A 13,202-nucleotide genomic window follows, 5' to 3' on the forward strand; every position below is an offset into this window, starting at 1 on the left:
TGATCTGGCGGCCGTGCATACTGCGGAACTCGTCGAGCGAGCGCCGGGCGATCTCCACCTCTTCCTGGGCGCGCTCGCGGGCGGACTGGATCTCCTTCTCGACGGCACGCTGGCGCGCCTTGATCTCGGCGTCGCGCGCGCCCTCCTTCTCGAGCGCCTTGAGCTCCTCCTCGAGGGCCTTGAAGCGGCGGTCGATGTCGAGGTCGCGCTTCTTCTCGATGTCCGCGATCTCCTCGGCCATCTCGTTCTCGAGGCTCGGGAGGTCCTGGTGGCGCTTCTCCTCGTCGACCCAGGTGACCAGGTTGGCGGCGAAGTAGATGACCTTCTCCAGCTGCTTGGCCTTGAGCTCCTCACGGGGCTCGGTGCCCATGAGCAGGTAGGCGAGCCAGCTGCGGGTGCCGCGCAGGTACCAGATGTGCACGACCGGCGCGGCCAGTTCGATGTGGCCCATGCGGTCGCGGCGAACCTTCGAACGCGTGACCTCGACGCCGCAGCGCTCGCAGATGATGCCCTTGAAGCGCACGCGCTTGTACTTGCCGCAGTAGCACTCCCAGTCCTTGGTCGGACCGAAGATCTTCTCGCAGAAGAGCCCGTCCTTCTCGGGGCGCAGCGTGCGGTAGTTGATCGTCTCCGGCTTCTTGACCTCGCCGTTGGACCAGCCGCGGATGGAGTCGCCGGTGGCGAGCCCGATGCGCAGCTGGTCGAAGGTGTTGACATCCAGAGCCATTAGGAGAAGCTCCTCTCTGCGGCGCGCCGCTCGTCCTCTTCGTCCGAGCCGCGCTCGTTGCGGCTGATGTCGATGCCCAGCTCCTCGGCGGTGCGGAACACGTCCTCGTCCAGCTCGTGCATCTCGATCTCACGGCCGTCCACGGCCAGGACCTCGACGTCGAGACAGAGCGACTGCATCTCCTTGATGAGCACCTTGAAGCTCTCGGGGATCCCCGGCTCGGGGATGTTCTCGCCCTTGACGATGGCCTCGTAGACCTTCACCCGGCCGGTCACGTCGTCCGACTTGATGGTCAGCAGCTCCTGCAGCGCGTAGGCCGCGCCGTAGGCCTCGAGCGCCCACACCTCCATCTCGCCGAACCGCTGGCCGCCGAACTGGGCCTTACCGCCCAGCGGCTGCTGCGTGATCATCGAGTAGGGGCCGGTCGACCGGGCGTGCAGCTTGTCGTCGACCAGGTGGTGCAGCTTGAGGATGTACATGTAGCCGACCGCGATCGGGTACGGGAACGGCTCGCCGGAGCGGCCGTCGAACATGCGCGCCTTGCCGGAGCGGCCGACCAGCTGCACCCCGTCCCGGTTGGGCAGGGTGGAGCCGAGCAGGCCGGTGATCTCGTCCTCGCGGGCGCCGTCGAAGACCGGGGTCGCCACGTTGGTGCCGGGCTCGGCCTCGTGCGCGCCGATGGCCTGGAGCTGGCGCTTCCATTCCTCGTCGTCGCCCTCGACCTGCCAGCCGGTCTTGGCCACCCAGCCCAGGTGGGTCTCCATGACCTGCCCCGGGTTCATCCGGGAGGGGACACCCAGCGGGTTGAGGATGATGTCCACCGGGGTGCCGTCCTCGAGGAACGGCATGTCCTCCTGCGGCAGGATCTTGGCGATGACGCCCTTGTTGCCGTGCCGGCCGGCCAGCTTGTCGCCGTGGGTGATCTTGCGCTTCTGCGCCACATACACCCGGACCAGCTGGTTGACGCCGGGCGGCAGTTCGTCGCCCTCGTCCCGGTCGAAGATGCGCACGCCGATGACCTTGCCCTCTTCGCCGTGCGGCACCTTGAGGGAGGTGTCCCGGACCTCGCGGGCCTTCTCGCCGAAGATCGCGCGCAGCAGCCGCTCCTCCGGGGTCAGCTCCGTCTCGCCCTTGGGCGTGACCTTGCCGACCAGGATGTCGCCGGGCACCACGTCCGCGCCGATCCGGATGATGCCGCGGTCGTCGAGGTCCGCGAGCACCTCCTCGGACACGTTCGGGATGTCCCGGGTGATCTCCTCCGGACCCAGCTTGGTGTCGCGGGCGTCGACCTCATGCTCCTCGATGTGGATCGAGGACAGGACGTCGTCCTGCACCAGCCGCTGGGAGAGGATGATCGCATCCTCGTAGTTGTGGCCTTCCCACGGCATGAACGCGACCAGCAGGTTCTTGCCGAGCGCCATCTCGCCCTGCTGGGTGCACGGGCCGTCGGCGAGCACCTGGCCGAGCTCGACCCGGGCGCCCTCGTCCACGATCACCTTCTGGTTGAACGAGGTGCCCTGGTTGGAGCGCTGGAACTTGGCCACCCGGTAGGTGGTCTGGGTGCCGTCGTCGTTGGCGGTGGTGACGTAGTCGGCGGTGACCTCGGTGACCACGCCGGGCTTCCCGGCGGAGATCACGTCGGACGCGTCGACCGCGGCGCGGTACTCCATGCCGGTGCCGACCAGCGGGGACTCGCTGCGCAGCAGCGGGACCGCCTGGCGCATCATGTTCGCGCCCATCAGCGCCCGGTTGGCGTCGTCGTGCTCGAGGAACGGGATCATGGCGGTCGCCACCGACACCATCTGGCGCGGCGAGACGTCCATGTAGTCCACGTCGGCCGGCGGGATGTAGTCCACCTCGCCGCCACGGCGGCGCACCAGGACGCGCTCGTCGGTGAAGGTGTCGTCGGCGGCCAGCGGGGAGTTGGCCTGCGCGATGACGAAGCGGTCCTCCTCGTCGGCGGTCAGGTAGTCCACCTGGTCGGTGACCCGGCCGTTCTCGACCTTGCGGTACGGGGTCTCGACGAAGCCGAAGGCGTTGATCCGCCCGTAGGAGGCCAACGAGCCGATCAGGCCGATGTTCGGGCCTTCCGGGGTCTCGATCGGGCACATCCGGCCGTAGTGGGAGGAGTGCACGTCGCGGACCTCGAAGCCGGCCCGCTCACGGGACAGGCCGCCGGGGCCCAGCGCCGAGAGGCGGCGCTTGTGCGTGAGGCCGGACAGCGGGTTGGTCTGGTCCATGAACTGGGACAGCTGGCTGGTGCCGAAGAACTCCTTGATGGAGGCGACGACCGGCCGGATGTTGATCAGCGTCTGCGGCGTGATCGCCTCGACGTCCTGCGTGGTCATCCGCTCGCGCACGACCCGCTCCATGCGGGCCAGGCCGGTGCGGACCTGGTTCTGGATCAGCTCGCCGACGGTGCGCAGGCGGCGGTTGCCGAAGTGGTCGATGTCGTCGACCTCGACCACGATGGTGGGCGCGCCCTCGCGGGCCGGGGGCATCTCGATCTCGCCCGCGTGCAGCTTCACCATGTAGCGGATGGTGGCGACGATGTCGTCCACGGTCAGCACGCCCTGGTCGAGCGGCTGGTCCACGCCCAGCTTCTTGTTGATCTTGTAGCGGCCGACCTTGGCGAGGTCGTAGCGCTTGGGGTTGAAGTAGAGGTTCTCCAACAGGTTCTGCGCGGCCTCGCGGGTCGGCGGCTCGCCCGGCCGCAGCTTGCGGTAGATGTCGAGCAGCGCGTCGTCCTGGGTGGCGGTGTGGTCCTTCTCCAGGGTCAGGCGCATCGACTCGTACTCGCCGAACTCCTCGAGGATCTTGGCGTCGTCCCAGCCGAGCGCCTTGAGCAGGACGGTGACGTTCTGCTTGCGCTTGCGGTCGATGCGCACGCCCACCGTGTCGCGCTTGTCGATCTCCAGCTCGAGCCAGGCGCCGCGCGAGGGGATGACCTTCGCGTTGAAGACGTCCTTGTCGCTGGTCTTGTCGACGGAGCGCTCGAAGTACACGCCGGGCGACCGGACGAGCTGGGAGACCACGACCCGCTCGGTGCCGTTGATGATGAAGGTGCCCTTGTTGGTCATGAGCGGGAAGTCGCCCATGAACACGGTCTGGCTCTTGATCTCGCCGGTCTCGTTGTTGGTGAACTCAGCGGTCACGAACAGCGGCGCGGCGTAGGTGAAGTCGCGCTCCTTGCACTCGTCGATCGAGTACTTGGCGGGCTCGAAGCGGTGGTCGCGGAAGGTCAGCGACATCGACCCGGAGAAGTCCTCGATCGGAGAGATCTCCTCGAAGATTTCCTCCAGGCCGGAGGTGGTGGGAACGTCGACGCCCCGGGCCTGCTGGGCGGCGATGCGGTCCTTCCAGATCTGGTTTCCGACCAGCCAGTCGAAACTCTCCGTCTGGAGCGCCAAGAGGTTGGGGACCTCGAGCGGCTCGCGGATCTTGGCGAAGGAGACCCTGCGGGGGGCGGTGCTGGAGGCGTTCTGGTTGTTACCGTTCACGGTGCGCGAGGCGGCGGTGGCCAAGGTGACGGGGTCCTTCCGAGGGCTCGGACTCACTGCGCGCCGCCTGTACGATCATGCCCCGGTACAGGATCCGCCCACGGGTCGCCGGACGGTGGGTGGAGGAGTTACCGACCGACTCCGGAGCGTGCGAGGATGGTAGAAGGCAGCGCAAACGAGCAGTGTAGCCGAAAGGCCAACTGCTGTCGAGCCCGGTTCCTCGACTTGGTTCTTTTCCCAGGTCGGCGGCGGTAACCGGGCGCGTCGCGCCAGCGGACGCGAAGCGTGCTGAGCGCTGTCCCGGGTCCTCCACCCGGGTGCGGTGAGCCCTCCCGCCGCGCCCGGTCGAGGAAACTACTCCTCGCCACCGACAAGGACCATCGAACACAAGTCCTCGTACCGGTCCGACTTCAGTCCGCGGATCCGCCCCGATGTGCGCTGCCATGGAAACAGGGCGGTCGCGGTGCAACCAGACGTCCGAAGAATCGCGCGCCTAGAGCTTTTCGTCAAGACTTACCAGCCACGCGGGGTGTCTCGTCGCCGGTCAGGGCCGGTATCGGGGACCACCTGCGCTATCCGCATTGTGAGGATGCTGGTGGAGTGTCACTCGAGTGGAGCGCCCGGTTGACTCTTTCGGGTGCATGTGGAGAACAAGGGGTGAAAATCCGGCGGGGGCGCGATCCGGTCTCCCGGATCGCGCCCCCGTGGGACGCAAGTCGACCGCCCGGCGTTGTCGCACGCCGTGCGCGGTAACCGCGGCGTGTCCGCTACTTGACGGTGACGCCGGCGCCGACGGCCTTGAGGGCGTCGGCGGCCTTTTCCGCGGCCTCCTTGTTGACCTTCTCGAGCAGCGCCTTCGGCGCGCCGTCGACGAGGTCCTTGGCCTCCTTCAGACCCAGCGAGGTCAGCTCGCGCACGACCTTGATGACCTGGATCTTCTTCTCGCCGGCGGACTCGAGGATGACGTCGAACTCGTCCTGCTCGACGACTTCCTCGGCGGCGGCGGCCGGACCGGCCTGGACGACGGCGGCGGCCGGGGCCGCGGCCTTGACGTCGAAGGTGTCCTCGAACAGCTTGACGAACTCGGACAGCTCGATGAGGGTCATCTCCTTGAAGGACTCAAGGAGCGCTTCGTTGCTCAGCTTCGCCATGATCGGCGTTTCCTTTCGATGGGGCGGCGGTGCGCCGGAAAACTACGAGTGGGGGCGGGACTTGCTACTCGGCCGGGGCCGCGTCGCTCGGTGCTGCGTCGGACACGGCGGTGTCGGATACAGCGGTGTCAGATACAACGGCGTCGGACACAGCGTCGTCAGACACTGCGTTATCGGACACCGCGTTATCGGACACGGCGGCACCGCCCTGCTCGACCTTGGCGCGCAGCGCGTCCGCGGTGCGGGCGAACTGCGTCAGCGGCGCCTGGAAGAGCGCGGCGGCATTCGCCAGCGACGCCTTCATGGCGCCGGCCGCCTTGGCCAGCAGGACCTCTCGCGACTCGAGGTCGGCGAGCTTGGTGACGTCGGTGGCGGACAGCGCTTTGCCGTCCATCACGCCGCCCTTGATCACCAGCAGCGGGTTCGCCTTCGCGAAGTCGCGCAGACCCTTGGCCGCCTCCACCGCGTCGCCCTTGACGAAGGCGATGGCGGAGGGGCCGGCGAGCAGCGCGTCCAGACCGGCGATGCCCGCCTCGGCGGCGGCACGCTTGGTCAGGGTGTTCTTCACGACGGCGTACTGCGTGTCCGCGCCCAGGGAACGACGCAGCTGCTTGAGCTGCTTCACGGTGAGCCCGCGGTACTCGGTCAGCAATGCCGCGCTGGACCCACGGAACTGCTCCGTGATCTCCTCGACGGCGGCCTGACGCTCAGCCTTCGCCATGGCCCTCCTTCCGGGACGGTTGTTTCGGACCGCCGGCCCCGCACGCCTGGGAAGGAAAAGCAGAAAGCCCCGGCGCAAGCGCACGGGGCGTGCCACGCCGAGGCCGGACTGTGCCATGCACAACCAGGCAGCCCCAGCGCGAAGCGGGACACTCCACACACCTGCGCGGGCCGCCCGCGGGGCGCCTCCTCACCCGCCAGGCGGGTGGTTCGACGTTCCACGGGACCTTCGGCTGCCTTCCCCGCCCGGAGGTCCGGGCAGGCTGGCGCGACCAGCGGTCATTGGATGCTGTCAAGCATACATGACGTGGGGGCAGGCAATTCAAACTTCATTGCTTGATGGGCTTCATCGGCCCACTCACTTCCCCAGCTACTCCCTTATCCGATGTTCATATGTTAACAAGATCGAGTGGCCCCCAGTTCACTGCCGCGCCGGCACGTGGCCCTCCGGCTCACCACACTGCGCCGACGAACAGCCGAACGCCGCGCCCTGATTCACAGGACGCGGCGCACAAAGCAACCACCCGTACGGGCGGGATCGACGTAACTCGGCTCAGCTGGTCGGCGAGGACAGCGCTCCGCCCAGCATCGACGAGGCGTCGGCGACCTGGTCAGCCGGCGGCGCGGTGATCGACACCGGTGCGCCCCAGCCGGACAGGTGCAGGTCGACCTTCTCGGCGCCCGCGCTGGTGGTCATGCTGATGGTCTCCTCGACCGGCAGCCCGTCCGAGGCGACCCAGACGTCGATCTTCTCGTTGCTCACGCCGGCGCTGCTCAGCATCGACTTGAGCTGGGATATCTGAGCCGGGGTCAGGTTCTTCGCAGCCTGCGAGCTGTCGAAGGCGGTAGCCGGGTCCACGGTGCCGCTGTAGTGGGTGGCCTGCACGCCGTCCACCGTGTCGGTACCGACCTTCGTGACGTCTCCGGACGCCAGCAGCGGCTGGAGCTGCGAGGTCGGGTCGGTGTTCTTCGCGGAGTCGACCAGCTGCTGGATCGTCGAGCCCAGCGACCCCATCGAGCTGAGGCTGATCTTCGCCCACGGCTTGCCGCCCAGTTCCGCCGAGAGCGCCGGGATCTTCATGTACAGGTCGTTGTCGAGCCAGATCTCCGAGATCTGCATCCCGGCGATGCCCATGTTCATCGACATCTCGATGTTGTTGCCGAACTGCTCTTGGGCATCGAGCGTGCCGGTCCCCTGCGGGCTGCTGATGGTGCCGTGCACCCTGACCGTCTTGTCGTTCGCGGCCTTGCTGAGCGCCGCCTGGATCTCGGAGACCGGCGAGAGGTTGATCGCCGCCCCGCCGTTCGCGTTGTTGTTGCTTCCCCCGTTCGAGCTGGTGTTGCCGCTCCCGTTGTTCGTGCATGCCGCGGTCAGCGCGAGCGCCAAAACCGCACCGCCTGCCAGGAACCCGTATCGCTTGGACATGTGCCAGAACCTTCCCATGGGTAGTGGACACCTCCCCCGTCACCCGATCTGCTTAAAAGCTACCCTCCGCCGCCGATGGGCGTACCGGCCGTACGTACCGATTTGGCACTGAAACGGCCGCCGAAACGATGACGGCGCCTCGCCACCGGTTGGTGGCGAGGCGCCGTGGACGCCTGAGGGCGTGGAGTTCGCGCGCGTCCCGGACGCGGTTCGGCTACGCCTCTTCGTCGGCGAGCAGGGACCGGGTGCGGTTCGGGTCCACCGGGACGCCGGGGCCCATCGTCGTGGTGAAGGTGATCTTCTTCAGGTACCGGCCCTTCGCGGCGGACGGCTTGACCCGCAGGATCTCGTCCAGCGCGGCGGCGTAGTTCTCCACCAGCTGCTGGTCGGTGAACGAGGCCTTGCCGATCACCAGGTGCAGGTTCGCGTGCCGGTCGACCCGGAACTCGATCTTGCCGCCCTTGATCTCGGTGACGGCCTTCACCACGTCCGGGGTGACCGTGCCGGTCTTCGGGTTCGGCATCAGGCCGCGCGGGCCGAGCACCCGGCCCAGCCGGCCGACCTTGCCCATCAGGTCGGGGGTGGCGACGACGGCGTCGAAGTCGAGGAAGCCCTTGGATACCTCGTCGATCAGCTCGTCGCCGCCGACGAAGTCCGCGCCCGCGGCGCGGGCGGCCTCTGCACGGTCGCCGGTGGCGAAGACCAGGACCCGGGCGGTCTTACCGGTGCCGTGCGGGAGGATGACGGTCGAGCGGACCATCTGGTCGGCCTTGCGGGGGTCGACCCCGAGCCGGAGGGCGACCTCCACGGTCGCGTCGAACTTCACCTTTGAGGTGGCCTTGGCCAGGCGCACCGCCTCCAGCGGGCTGTACAGCGCCTCGCGGTCCACGGTGGCCGCGGCGGACTGGTAGTTCTTGCTGCGCTTCATTGTCGAAAGCTCCTGTGGGATCAAACGGAGTCGTGGTCACCGCGGGCCGCGCGAGGCCCTGCCACGGTGGGCCGGATGCTTGAGGACGTAAGGACGTCCGCGCTCCGGCGCTGTGCTGCGCTGCGGTCGCCGGCCTCAGTCCTGGACGGTGACGCCCATCGAGCGGGCGGTACCGGCGATGATCTTCGCCGCGGCGTCCAGGTCGTTGGCGTTCAGGTCCTCGAGCTTGGTCTGGGCGATCTCGCGCACCTGGGCCTGGGTCAGCGTGCCGACCTTGGTCTTGTGCGGCACCGCGCTGCCCTTCTCCAGGCCCGCGGCCTTGAGGATGAGCCGGGCGGCCGGCGGGGTCTTGGTGACGAAGGTGAAGGACCGGTCCTCGAAGACCGAGATCTCCACCGGGACGATCTGCCCGCGCTGCGCCTCGGTGGCCGCGTTGTACTGCTTGCAGAACTCCATGATGTTGACGCCGTGCTGGCCCAGCGCGGGACCGACCGGCGGGGCCGGGTTCGCCATACCGGCCTTGATTTGCAGCTTGATGACAGCCGCGAGCTTCTTCTTGGGAGGCATGCTCCGGGTCCTAACTGTGGAAGTGATGCCCTTGATCTGGCGCACGAGGGCCCCGACGCCTCGCCAGGCGCCTGGAAAGGGGGTCATGGCACAGCTGTCAAGGTTACCCGAACGCCCCGGTCGGGCCAAAAAGGGTGATCTTGCAAGCGGTCCGCGCCCATCGGCGCGCTCCGCAGACGGCAGAACAGCGCCGCGGCGCCCCCGATTCCCGCACCCGCATAGGGCGTGGGACCAGCGGCGCCGCGAACCGAAACCGAAGCCCTGACTCGCCTAGTTCTTCTGGATCTGGTTGAACGACAGCTCGACCGGCGTCTCCCGGCCGAAGATCTCCACCAGTCCCTTGACCTTCTGCGAGTCGGCGTTGATCTCGTTGATCGTGGCCTGCAGCGTGGCGAACGGCCCGTCGATCACCGTCACCGAGTCGCCGACCTCGAAGTCCAGCACCTTCACCTCGACCGGGGCCTTGGGGGCGCCGTCGGCCTGCGGCTGGTCCGCCATGAGGATCTTGGCCACCTCGTCGGTGGTCAGCGGGAACGGCTCGTGCGCGTTGCCCACGAAGCCGGTCACACCGGGGGTGTTGCGCACCGCGCCCCAGGAGTCCGGGGTCAGGTCCATCCGGACCAGCACATAGCCGGGGAACTTGTTCCGCTTGACCTTCTTGCGCTGGCCGTTCTTGACCTCGACCGCCTCCTCCATCGGCACCTCGATCTGGAAGATGAAGTCCTCCATGTTGAGGGACTGGATGCGGGTCTCCAGGTTCTGCTTCACCCGGTTCTCGTAGCCGGCGTACGAGTGCACGACGTACCAGTCGCCGGGGGCGCGGCGCAGCGCCTCGCGGAACTCGTCGATACCGGTCGGCACCTCGGGCTCGGGGACGTCCTCGGGCGTGTCCACTTCGGGCGTGTCGACTTCGGGGTACGCGGTGGCCTCGACGGGGGCGTCGGCGTCGTCGAACGGCGCGTCGGCCGTGACGGCTCCCGGCTCGTCGAAGTCCACCGAATCGGTCATGTCGGACACTGCGGCCTCTTCTTCCTTCAGCTCACGTGTGCGCCGCGCGACGTCGGGCACGCCGCGGCTACTCTCACTGCTTCAAGACTAGCCGCAATGACGCGCGCGCTTCGCCGCACGCGCTCGGGTCAGCCGAAGACCGCCTGAACCGCCCTGGTCAGGCCGAAGTCGATGAGCGCGACGATGCCGATGATGCACAGCACGAACACGATCACGACCGAGGTGTAGGTGAACAGCTCGGTGCGGGTCGGCCAGACCACCTTGCGCAGTTCGGCGACGATCTGCCGGTAGAACAGGGTGGGCGAGGTGCGCTTCTTGCGGGGCGCGGCCTTCTTCGCGGGACGGCCGGCGGACGCCCGGTCCTTCTTCGCGTCCTTCGCGGCCTTTCTGGAGGTGGCCTTGGTGCGCTCGGCCGCGTCCTGCGGCTCGACCGCCTGGGGGGCCCCGTCCAGGTCCTCGGCGTCGCTGCGCGTCTGGCTCACCTGCTACCTCACCCTGATCCGTATGAGTGGCGCGTTGCACCGGACAGCGTACGACGCAAGCCGCGCCAGGGCCACCTCCGCTGATGAAGGTTGCCCTGGCGCGGCCGGGTTCCGCCATACCGCTGTGGTGCAGGGCCGGAGGGACTTGAACCCCCAACCCCCGGTTTTGGAGACCGGTGCTCTGCCAATTGAGCTACGACCCTTTGCGTCCCAGGCCACACCCGGAATTCAGGTACTCGCAAGGAACGAGGGAAGTCTAGACGGTCCGACCGCGCCGCGTCGAATGAGTACGGCCGCGCGGCCAACCCGCGCGGCGACCGGCCAAGTCGCCACCTCTATCTCTATATGTGAGGGCGTGGGCCCGATGTCGACTCCGCACCGGGCCCACGCCCTCACTTTCTTCACTTTTATTCGCGCTGCGTCTTTATTCGCACTGCGTCACGCTCCGGCGCCGGCGGCCACGTAGACCTTCGCCTGCGCGCGGGGCGTCAGCCACATCGCGAGGGAGGCGACGACGAGGAGCGCGGCGCCGGTCCACACCGCCGGCGTCAGACCATTGATGAAGTGCTGCGCGGCGCTCAGCGTACGGGTCGGGCCGTAGCCGCCGTGGGCCGAGAAGATCGCGCCCATCACCGCGATGCCGAGGACCCCGCCCAGCTCCCGGAGGGCGTTGTTGACGCCGGACGCGATGCCCTCCTGCTCCCGCCGCACCGAGCCGAACAGCAGGTTGGCGATCGGGGCGAAGAACATGCCGTTGCCGATCCCGCCGAGGACCAGGCCGGGGATCAGTTGTGCGTACGGCACGTGCGGGGTGGTCACGGCGGCCAGCCAGCCGAGCGCGACCGCCTGGATCAGCAACCCGGTGCCGACGATCGCCCGGCCGCCGATCCGGTCGGACAGGGCGCCGGCGATCGGGGCGATGACCATCGGCAGCGCGGTCCACGGCAGTATCCGCACGCCCGCGGCAAGCGGCGAGTAGCCCCAGACGCCCTGGAACAGCTGGATCAGGAAGAAGACCGAGCCGAACATCCCGAAGAACATCAGCAGCGAAGCAACGTTGACCAGCGAGAAGGCGCGGCTGCGGAAGAGCGTGAGCGGAAGCATCGGGTGCGGGGAGCGCAGTTCCTGGACGATGAACGCCGCCAGGAGCGCGGCGCCGCCGATGAAGCCGCCGAGCACCTGCGGGTTGGTCCAGCCGATCGAACCGCCGCGGATCAGACCCAGCACGACGCCGAACAGACCGAGGCTGGCCAGCACCGTGCCGGTCAGGTCGAGGCGACGGGCCGGGCCACGGCTCTCGGTGAGCCAGAACCGGGAGACCGGCACCAGCACCAGGCCGATCGGAACGTTGAGCCAGAAGATCCACTGCCACGAGGCGGCCTCGACGACGCCGCCGCCGATCACCGGGCCGAGAGCGATCGCGAGCCCGGCCAGCGCGCCCCAGCCGCCGATCGCCAGCCCGCGCCGCTCGGGACGGACCGCCGCCGACAGAAGCGTGAGGGTCAGCGGGACGACGATCGCACCGCCGAGTCCCTGCACAGCGCGGGCGGCGATGAGGCTGCCGATGTCCGGAGCGAGCGCGGACGCGACCGACGCCAAGGTGAAGAGCGAGAGCCCGAGCGTGAACAGGCGCTTGCGGCCGAAGCGGTCACCCAGAGTCGAGCCGGTGAGCAGGAAGACCGCGAACGTGAGGGTGTAGGCCGAGACGGTCCACTGAAGTCCCTGAAGACCTGCGTGCAGCGACTTCTGGATCGACGGCAGCGCGGAGGTGACCACGAGGTTGTCGAGCTGGGCCATGAACATGGCGGCCGCGACGACGATGAATGTGCGTATCGGGTGACCAATGGTGGAGGCGGCCGCAGCAGCGCCGATGTTCTTCGGCTCATCGGGCAGCACATCCGTCGGTGGATCCGCGACAGCGGTAGCCGGTCGCCCGGATTCGGTGCCGCCGGCCCGGCCCACAGCTGCCGCGTGCGCCCGACCCGAGGCATCCCCCGCCGCCGTCATTTGCATCTGGCCCTCGCGATCTCTCGCACGGGCCACACCCAGTTCTCGTCCCTCGATGCCTTCTGCCGTCGTCCTACTCATCTGCCCACACCCCTTAAGCAAAGTTATCGATAACTAACTTCGATAAGTAGTAATCAGTCACTAATTTCAGTCGTCAGAAATCGGCCCGAGGGATACCGCTCTCGGGTTTTGCGGCTAAGCGCCTAACGCAGCACGTGCTTCACGTTCGTCAATGCCTCGAGGATCGGCGCCCACGCCGTGTCAGTGCCCTCGATCTGCCCGACCGCCGCGATGACGTTGCAGAACATCCCCATCGCGAAGAACGTCACCCGGGATTCGACCGACACCCCGCCGGTCAGCTTCTCGATCTCGTTCCAGAGGTCCTGCAGACAGCGCCGGGTCTGGTGCTGGACGTCGTCGTCGTAACACGCCGCGAACGTCTGGAGTTGCATCAGCAGCCACTCGCGGTCCGTGATCAGCTTCTCCTGATACGCCCTGCCCATGGCTTCCAGCGCCTCGGTGCCGGTCTTGCCGCCCGCGGCTTCCCGCAGGAGCAGCAGCGTGTCGTTCATGTTCCGCTCGCTCGCCACGAGGAAGAGGTCCTTCTTCGTCGGAAACAGCCGGAACAGGTAGGGCTGCGAGACGCCGACCCGCTTGGCGACCGCCGCCGTGGTCGCGCCCTCGTA

10 protein-coding genes, 1 tRNA gene and 1 pseudogene are annotated in these 13,202 nt (G+C 67.9%); all 12 read right to left on the minus strand.

Annotated elements, in window-relative coordinates; genetic code table 11:
- Positions 1 to 727, minus strand: a pseudogene (locus tag VGZ32_RS02015) (DNA-directed RNA polymerase subunit beta'); the annotation flags it as partial.
- Complete coding sequence (gene rpoB, locus VGZ32_RS02020) at positions 727 to 4,251, minus strand: DNA-directed RNA polymerase subunit beta (RefSeq protein WP_326884036.1); 3,525 nt, start codon at positions 4,249 to 4,251, stop codon at positions 727 to 729. The pseudogene VGZ32_RS02015 and the gene rpoB, both read right to left, overlap by 1 nt.
- Positions 4,252 to 4,994: 743 nt before the next feature.
- Complete coding sequence (rplL, locus tag VGZ32_RS02025; RefSeq protein WP_326884037.1) at positions 4,995 to 5,378, minus strand: 50S ribosomal protein L7/L12; 384 nt, start codon at positions 5,376 to 5,378, stop codon at positions 4,995 to 4,997.
- 64 nt (positions 5,379 to 5,442) lie between these two features.
- Positions 5,443 to 6,099, minus strand: coding sequence for a 50S ribosomal protein L10 (gene rplJ, locus VGZ32_RS02030; RefSeq protein WP_349263450.1), 657 nt, complete (start codon positions 6,097 to 6,099; stop codon positions 5,443 to 5,445).
- Between the two features lie 552 nt (positions 6,100 to 6,651).
- Entirely contained in the window at positions 6,652 to 7,524 is an 873-nt protein-coding gene (locus tag VGZ32_RS02035) for an LppX_LprAFG lipoprotein (RefSeq protein WP_326884038.1), read from the minus strand.
- A 214-nt stretch (positions 7,525 to 7,738) separates the two neighbouring features.
- On the minus strand, positions 7,739 to 8,452 hold the full coding sequence (gene rplA / locus VGZ32_RS02040; RefSeq protein ID WP_326884039.1) for a 50S ribosomal protein L1: 714 nt from the start codon (positions 8,450 to 8,452) through the stop codon (positions 7,739 to 7,741).
- Positions 8,453 to 8,587: 135 nt separating this feature from the next.
- The gene (gene rplK, locus VGZ32_RS02045) at positions 8,588 to 9,019 is read right to left on the minus strand and encodes a 50S ribosomal protein L11 (RefSeq protein WP_326884040.1); all 432 of its coding nucleotides are present in this window, start codon (positions 9,017 to 9,019) and stop codon (positions 8,588 to 8,590) included.
- Positions 9,020 to 9,289: 270 nt separating this feature from the next.
- Complete coding sequence (gene nusG / locus VGZ32_RS02050; RefSeq protein ID WP_349263451.1) at positions 9,290 to 10,027, minus strand: transcription termination/antitermination protein NusG; 738 nt, start codon at positions 10,025 to 10,027, stop codon at positions 9,290 to 9,292.
- Positions 10,028 to 10,155: 128 nt separating this feature from the next.
- Complete coding sequence (gene secE / locus VGZ32_RS02055) at positions 10,156 to 10,509, minus strand: preprotein translocase subunit SecE (protein WP_326884041.1); 354 nt, start codon at positions 10,507 to 10,509, stop codon at positions 10,156 to 10,158.
- A 130-nt stretch (positions 10,510 to 10,639) separates the two neighbouring features.
- A tRNA-Trp gene (locus VGZ32_RS02060) sits at positions 10,640 to 10,712 on the minus strand.
- Positions 10,713 to 10,947: 235 nt separating this feature from the next.
- Positions 10,948 to 12,405 (minus strand): DHA2 family efflux MFS transporter permease subunit, encoded by a 1,458-nt coding sequence (locus tag VGZ32_RS02065; protein ID WP_326884042.1) that lies wholly within the window; start codon positions 12,403 to 12,405, stop codon positions 10,948 to 10,950.
- A gap of 314 nt (positions 12,406 to 12,719) precedes the next feature.
- The coding region (locus tag VGZ32_RS02070) for a TetR/AcrR family transcriptional regulator (RefSeq protein ID WP_326884043.1) at positions 12,720 to 13,202 on the minus strand (483 nt) is incomplete at its 5' end.

It is taken from the genome of Actinocrinis sp., from assembly GCF_035938995.1.
Lineage (GTDB): Bacteria > Actinomycetota > Actinomycetes > Streptomycetales > Catenulisporaceae > DASZGI01.